Raw genomic sequence first — 6,102 nt, forward strand, 5'->3', positions numbered from 1 at the left:
ATGATCTGGCAGATGTTCGAGGAGGAGCGCGGCAGCCTCGTGCATTACGTCGGCCCGTTCGATGGTTTCCACTGTGTCCCGGCCTCGGTGTCGAAGACCTGCACNGTCCGCTTCGACAACAACAAATACTCTGTCCTCTCAACGGCTGTCGGCCGCCCTGTTGAGGTTCATGCCTATGCCGAGAAGATCGTGATCCGGCAGGATGGCGTGAATGTCGGTGAGCATTCTCGTTGCTTTGGCCGTGGCGAGACGGTCTATGATCCCTGGCATTATGTCCCTGTTCTGGCTCGNAAACCTGGNGCTTTGCGCAANGGTGCGCCGTTCCGNGANTGGGTNNTNCCNGCNGCNATGGAGAAGGTGCGCCGNCGGCTGAAGAGCGTCCATGATGGTGATCGGCAAATGGTCACCATCCTCGGCTGTGTTCCCACCGACGGTCTGGCGGCTGTCGATGCTGCCTGCCAGGAGGCTTTGGATCACGGCGTCTGCTCGGCCTCGGTGATTATCAACATTCTGGCCCGCAGCCGTGATCCGGCTCCGGCCGCAACCCTGCAAACCCCGGATGCGCTGCGGCTGACCCATGAACCGGTCGCCGACTGCGCACGCTATGACAGCCTCAGGAGGGCAAGCTGATGGAACGCACACAGGTTCTCGAACTGATGAGCACGCTGAAGCTCTATGGAATGCGCAGCGCTTACGACGAGGTCATGGGCAACGGCATCAAACGGCAGCACGAACCGCCGCGCATCGTCGGTGATCTCTTGCAGTCGGAGATCGCCGAGAAGCAGGCCCGCTCCATTCGCTACCAACTCAGCATCGCCAAGCTGCCCCTCGCCAAGGACATCGACGATTTCGACTTCACCGATACGCCGGTCAATGAATCCCTGGTGCGGGAGCTGGCTACCGGCACCTTCGTCGCCGATCAGCGTAACGTCGTCCTCGTCGGCGGCACGGGAACCGGAAAGAGCCATCTCGCCATCGCGATTGCCCGTGCACTGATCCGCAACGGAACACGCGGGCGCTTCTTCAACGTCGTCGATCTGGTCAATCGGTTGGAAACGGAAACGCGCAACGGCAAGCAGGGGCGGACGGCCGACTACCTCAACCGTCTCGACTTCATCATACTGGATGAACTCGGCTATCTGCCATTTGCCCAGGCCGGCGGCCAACTCCTGTTCCATCTGATCAGCAGGCTCTACGAGCGCACGTCGATCATCGTCACCACGAACCTGGCGTTCGGCGAATGGCCATCAGTGTTCGGGGACGCCAAAATGACGACAGCACTTCTGGACCGTCTGACCCATCATTGCGAGATTGTCGAAACCGGAAACGAGTCCTGGCGCTTCAAGAACCGCTCTCAAAGCTAAAGCCGAAGACGATCATCACCCGCACTTGGCCTACCCTCTGCAACCCCGGCCAGCGCCGGGCAGGCCAAGCGCTGATCTACACCACCAGGGGGGTCAAAATTGGATGCCGATAAGGGGTGAATTTTGGACGCCGATTGACAGCCCTGCCTTCTTCGTGATCTGCTTTACCTGCGTCCCTGCGATTGCTGTAGCGTGCTGGATCGAGGTCACCTATGAACCACCGCTCTGGGTGCATCTGTTTACGTCTTTCCCGCTCCTGATGCTGGCATGCCTCCTGCCCCTACGGCCCTTGAAGGGCTGGCTTGTGAACAGCCAGTATTTCTACAAGGCAGAGGAGGGAAAGATCGACCGTGACTATGTCAGACCCGCAGCCACAAGCGCCACAGTGGAGCAGCAACCAGTCGCACCGCTGCATTCCACCGACTGCTGACGCCCTTCGTAGCGCCTCGAAATCGGAGCTCGCGGCTTGACGTTAGAAGAAAGTGCCTGCCATTTCCGGCGAACCCTCTAGCGAATGGCCCATGAACTCCAGCGCGCCCTTGAGGGTTTCGCGGCGGATCGGACCTCCGAGACACACGCGCACCGCTTCCTCGGCCGGACCGTCGACGGTAAAAGCGTCACTTGCGACAACACCGATGCCGGATGCGCGCATCTGGGTGCCGAAAGTCGAGCGTGTCCATCCGTTCGTCAGGGGAAGCCATATGTTGAAACTGATCGGATCGCTCCTGTAGCTTCCCGGCGGCAGCACTTCGGCGACAAGGGCTTGGCGCCCGGCCGCCTCGGTCCGGATGAAACGGAGAATGCTGTCAGCCGTCCCGTCCTCGATCCAGCGCGTCGCAAGAGCAGCCGAAATTGGCGAGGCCATGACGTTCGCGGCGCGCATGGCGCTTACGAAGGGCCACGCCGCCCTGGTGTCGGGCACGACGACATAGGCAAGCCGCAGGCCCGCGCCAATGCACTTCGCCAATCCGCCAATGTGCCAGGTGAGATCCGGCGCCATTGCGGCCAGCGGCGCCGGACTGTGGAGCGGTATAAACCCGTAAGCATCATCCTCGACAATCGGTACATGATATTTGCGTGCCACGGCGCAGATTTCCTCCCGCCGCTTCTGCGGTATGGTGAGGGTCATCGGGTTCTGCAGCGTGGGATTGAGATACAGCGCCTTTGGCTTGGCTGCCTTGCAGACATCGGCAAAAGCGGCGGGAATAATCCCTTCCTCGTCCATCGGCAGACCGGCCAGATTGAGGCGGAGCTGGGCCGCAATTGACCGCATTCCGGGGTAGGTGATGTTCTCCGAGAGCACCATTTCGCCGGGCCTTGCCAGAAGCCCGAAAATGGCCAGAAGTGCGGGATGGGCTCCTGGCGTCACGAAGATGCGCTCCTGGGAGGGAAATAGGCCGCGACGGCTGAGCCAGGAGGCCGCCGCTTCCTTGTCCATCCCGGCGCCGCCGAACCCCTGATATCGCAGAAGCGGGATCATATTGGTGGCGACAGCCGAAAGCCCTTCCTGCATGCGCGCCAGAAGATCGGGATCCTCCGGCTCCGGCGGCATGTTCATGGAAAAATCCACGACGGATGCGCGTCGGGAATCCACGGCGGCACTGGACACGAAGCCGCGCGGCTCTTTTTCCGTCCCGCCGGTGACGAAGGTTCCGCGTCCGACATGGGTCGCGACAAGGCCGCGCTTCTGGGCCTCGACATAACCGCGCGCAACGGTAGTGAAATCGATCGCCAGCCGTTTCGCAAGTTCTCTCTGCGGCGGCAATCTGTCGCCCACCAGCAGCTTTCCGCTTTTTAGATCCATCTCTATGACGTCGGCGATCGCCATATAGCGGGGACCGTTGCTGCGGGAGAGGTCGGGAATCCAGGTCTTCATGAAAACTCATCGATGTTGAATATTGACTGTATATTGTTGCATTCCGCGCCTGTCACGCAAAAAAGCACGTCTCCAAGGGGAACAGCATCGATTTTTTTCGATCCGACCGAGCCGAATGAGTGGCTATTGACTGCACTCAAAGTTGATCGGAGCGCTGAGGGGTTTGAGAATGATTTGCCCTGAGATTAGCGCGGCACATCAACCAACCTCCACCATTGAACGCCAAATTGCTTTTCTCGCTGTCGTGGCCCTGGTTCGCAAGCATCGTGGCCGAGGAGATGCGATTCCGACGCTCCGGAACTGGCATACCTGCCCTGGTGAAGAATACAGGGCCGGACAGACACGTGCGAACTCCCGGAAGGTCCTCCGGCCGCAAAATGTTCACAATTCGCTCGAACTTAGAGGTTGGCGATCGAGCCGTGGATGGAGATAAGCGCTGGCATTGGCCTGCCGACTTGAACTGGATCCATGCCTCGTTCTCGTCGTCGAACAGCCAGATGCAAATTCTCCCAGTCCCGGTAGGCTGCCAGCTTTAATCACGTCCTCGCTGCAGGCCTAACCTTCTAGTTTGGCACGCTAGCTGCGGTTTCACCCGGCGGCAAGATCCGGAACATAAAGGTTGAAACCTTCTCCCCGGGCTTGAAAGGTCCAGGGACCTGGTTGCTCACCGGTTTCAGGCTTTGAAGGAAAATTGCAATTGATGTTACGTCTTCTTCAGTGAGCTGCGCGAATGCATGCCACGGCATGATTGGCGCCAGGACGCGGCCATCCGGCCGCTGCCCGGTCTGAAGCGCAGTCACAATCTGTTCCCTGGTCCAGCTGCCGATACCGGTCTCTTTGTCAGGGGTAATGTTGCGGCCGACGAAAACACCCTGCCCCGGGATCTCGAAACCGACATCCGATCCACCCAGAAATCGCGAGGTGTCCGGTTTTCCGAGGAAATATCCCGGTGTGTGGCAGTCGTTGCAGCCGCCGATCGTGACGAGATATTCACCGCGCGAAGTCTGCGTATCGTCGGCAGCTGCCATGCTCGACTGTAGCCCCAATGCAGAGGCGGCCAATAATGCGAACCGAGCGCTCAATCGAAACATCTTATTCTCCGTGATACAGAAGCTCCTGAAAGCGAACAGAGTATCACGATGAACGCGCTCTATATATTAGCCATTTTGAATTATCGAAAATTGCGGGAAAAATGGACGCTAAGCGCCGGCAGTGAGCGAAGACCCTGCACAACACAGGGCGGGCATCGATGGCGTTCTTAGCATCCTTCACGCGGTTCGAACGTTGGGTCGATCTTCCCGTCTCCAGTCCGTCGTGGAAGGGTGAAGAGCGGTCGCCGCTCCGACCAGTACGAATGATGGCCGTGCGGACTAAGCGGGCGTCGCCAACACGATCGCGGAGTGAGCCGATCCATCAGTTTTGGCTAACCGAGGGTGACGAAATCGAGATCTGGCTTACCGCGCTGTGAGACGTCGCGAAGGTTCCGCAGCGGGCCTAGCCCGAAGACCGGATGTTCTGCTGCCCTCAGGAGGATGACATGTCTAACGAGCGAACCATCACACCGCAGCGCCTGTGCATTTCGATCATTACTGCGATTATCCGCTCCGGAGCTTATCTTTGCGAATCATTCGTTCAACGCTAGAAGATGGGCAGGACACGCCGGGAAATCTCCTTGAAGACCATTGCCATCGATTTCGAAACCGCCAATGAGCAGCGTGGCAGCGCCTGTTCCGTGGGTCTGGCCTGGATCGAGGATGGCCGGGTCATACGGGTCGAAGAGCGACTGATCCGCCCGAAGGACATGCGCTTTTCATCCTTCAACATCGCTATTCATGGCATTCGGCCGGAGGATGTGGAGGATGCCAGCGAGTTTCCAGAGGTGATGGACGAGTTCGCCGACGATTTTCGCGGCGCGACCATGATCGCCCACAATGCCGCCTTCGATTTCAGCGTATGGCGCTCCTGTCTCGATCTCTATCGGCGGGGCTACCCGGAACTCTCCTATCTCTGCTCGGTGAAGATGGCGCAAAAGGTCTGGCCGCATCTCGGATCGCACAAGCTCAATATCCTGGCCGGCCATCTCGGCCTGACCTTCAAGCATCACAATGCCGCAGAAGACGCGGCAGTCTGTGCCGAGGCGGCGATTGCGGTTGCCCGGGCTCTGCGCGTTTCGCATGTCCGCGACATTCCGGTCATGATTGGCATGAGGGTCGGCCGGCTGTTTGCCGGCGGCTACGACGCCTGCACTTGCAGAAAGAAATGATGAAGTCGTCAGCCCGAAGACGGCTGGCGCATTCTAGTTCCGAAGCCTTCGAAACGTTCCGGCGAACCGGCGAACATCCAGGACAACAGCAACGACCATCGGCCGTACCGCCGGTACCAGCCACTGGCCCTTTCCAGCGGAGGGCCCTGTCCTGAAATAGATCAATGAACCGGCCGAGAAACCAGTTGCACACTGCTCCCAGAACGTTCCCGACACTTGCAACGATAAGCAGTCCCAGCACGGAGAATTTGCCGGAAAGGAGCAAGCCGATGAGCACCGGTTCGGACTGAAATGGCAAAATCGTCGCCGCGCCGAAGGCGACCAGGAAAAGCCCGATATAGGCCGTTAAGCTACTCACTGAATATAACCCGCATATCTCCCATAAATTCCACACTCCCTCTTAGGACCCTGTTGACCCTGCCATCGTTGGAAGCTCTACAAGGTTTCTTCATGATCCATCGGTGGCATGGTTCCTTGTGCAGCGCCACATAAACGACGCGAATCATCGGCTAGATGAAGCTCGCAATTGACAACTTCCGGGCTGATGGTAGTCCTCGGGACATGGGTATGTATCGAATCACATTGGCAAAAATGCTGGT

General features: G+C 58.8%; 4 protein-coding genes and 3 pseudogenes. 4 read left to right on the top strand and 3 right to left on the bottom strand.

What is annotated here, in order from left to right:
- The 3 genes and pseudogenes from A3AY_RS0126460 to A3AY_RS36180 form a co-directional block, all read left to right on the top strand.
- Positions 1-624, top strand: a pseudogene (locus A3AY_RS0126460) (Mu transposase domain-containing protein); the annotation flags it as partial.
- A 5-nt stretch (positions 625-629) separates the two neighbouring features.
- Positions 630-1,364 carry an IS21-like element helper ATPase IstB gene (istB, locus tag A3AY_RS0126465; RefSeq protein WP_018328704.1) on the top strand — a complete coding sequence of 245 codons (735 nt, stop codon included), beginning with the start codon at positions 630-632 and terminating at the stop codon, positions 1,362-1,364.
- 121 nt (positions 1,365-1,485) lie between these two features.
- Positions 1,486-1,794, top strand: a pseudogene (locus tag A3AY_RS36180) (DUF983 domain-containing protein); the annotation flags it as partial.
- Between the two features lie 42 nt (positions 1,795-1,836).
- On the opposite strand, the gene A3AY_RS0126475 reads toward A3AY_RS36180, so the two are convergent.
- Together A3AY_RS0126475 and A3AY_RS0126480 are read right to left on the bottom strand one after the other, a co-directional pair.
- Positions 1,837-3,240, bottom strand: a complete 1,404-nt coding sequence (locus tag A3AY_RS0126475) for an aminotransferase-like domain-containing protein (RefSeq protein ID WP_018328706.1) — start codon at positions 3,238-3,240, stop codon at positions 1,837-1,839.
- Positions 3,241-3,803: 563 nt separating this feature from the next.
- On the bottom strand, positions 3,804-4,331 hold the full coding sequence (locus A3AY_RS0126480) for a cytochrome c (RefSeq protein WP_026203852.1): 528 nt from the start codon (positions 4,329-4,331) through the stop codon (positions 3,804-3,806).
- Positions 4,332-4,912: 581 nt separating this feature from the next.
- On the opposite strand from A3AY_RS0126480, the gene A3AY_RS0126485 reads away from it, so the two are divergent.
- The gene (locus A3AY_RS0126485) at positions 4,913-5,503 is read left to right on the top strand and encodes a 3'-5' exonuclease (protein WP_018328708.1); all 591 of its coding nucleotides are present in this window, start codon (positions 4,913-4,915) and stop codon (positions 5,501-5,503) included.
- A gap of 74 nt (positions 5,504-5,577) precedes the next feature.
- On the opposite strand, the pseudogene A3AY_RS40770 reads toward A3AY_RS0126485, so the two are convergent.
- Positions 5,578-5,861: pseudogene (locus A3AY_RS40770) on the bottom strand (YqaA family protein); the annotation flags it as partial.
- Positions 5,862-6,102 lie beyond the last annotated feature (241 nt).

Source organism: Rhizobium giardinii bv. giardinii H152 (assembly GCF_000379605.1).
GTDB classification, from domain to species: Bacteria; Pseudomonadota; Alphaproteobacteria; order Rhizobiales; family Rhizobiaceae; genus Pararhizobium; species Pararhizobium giardinii.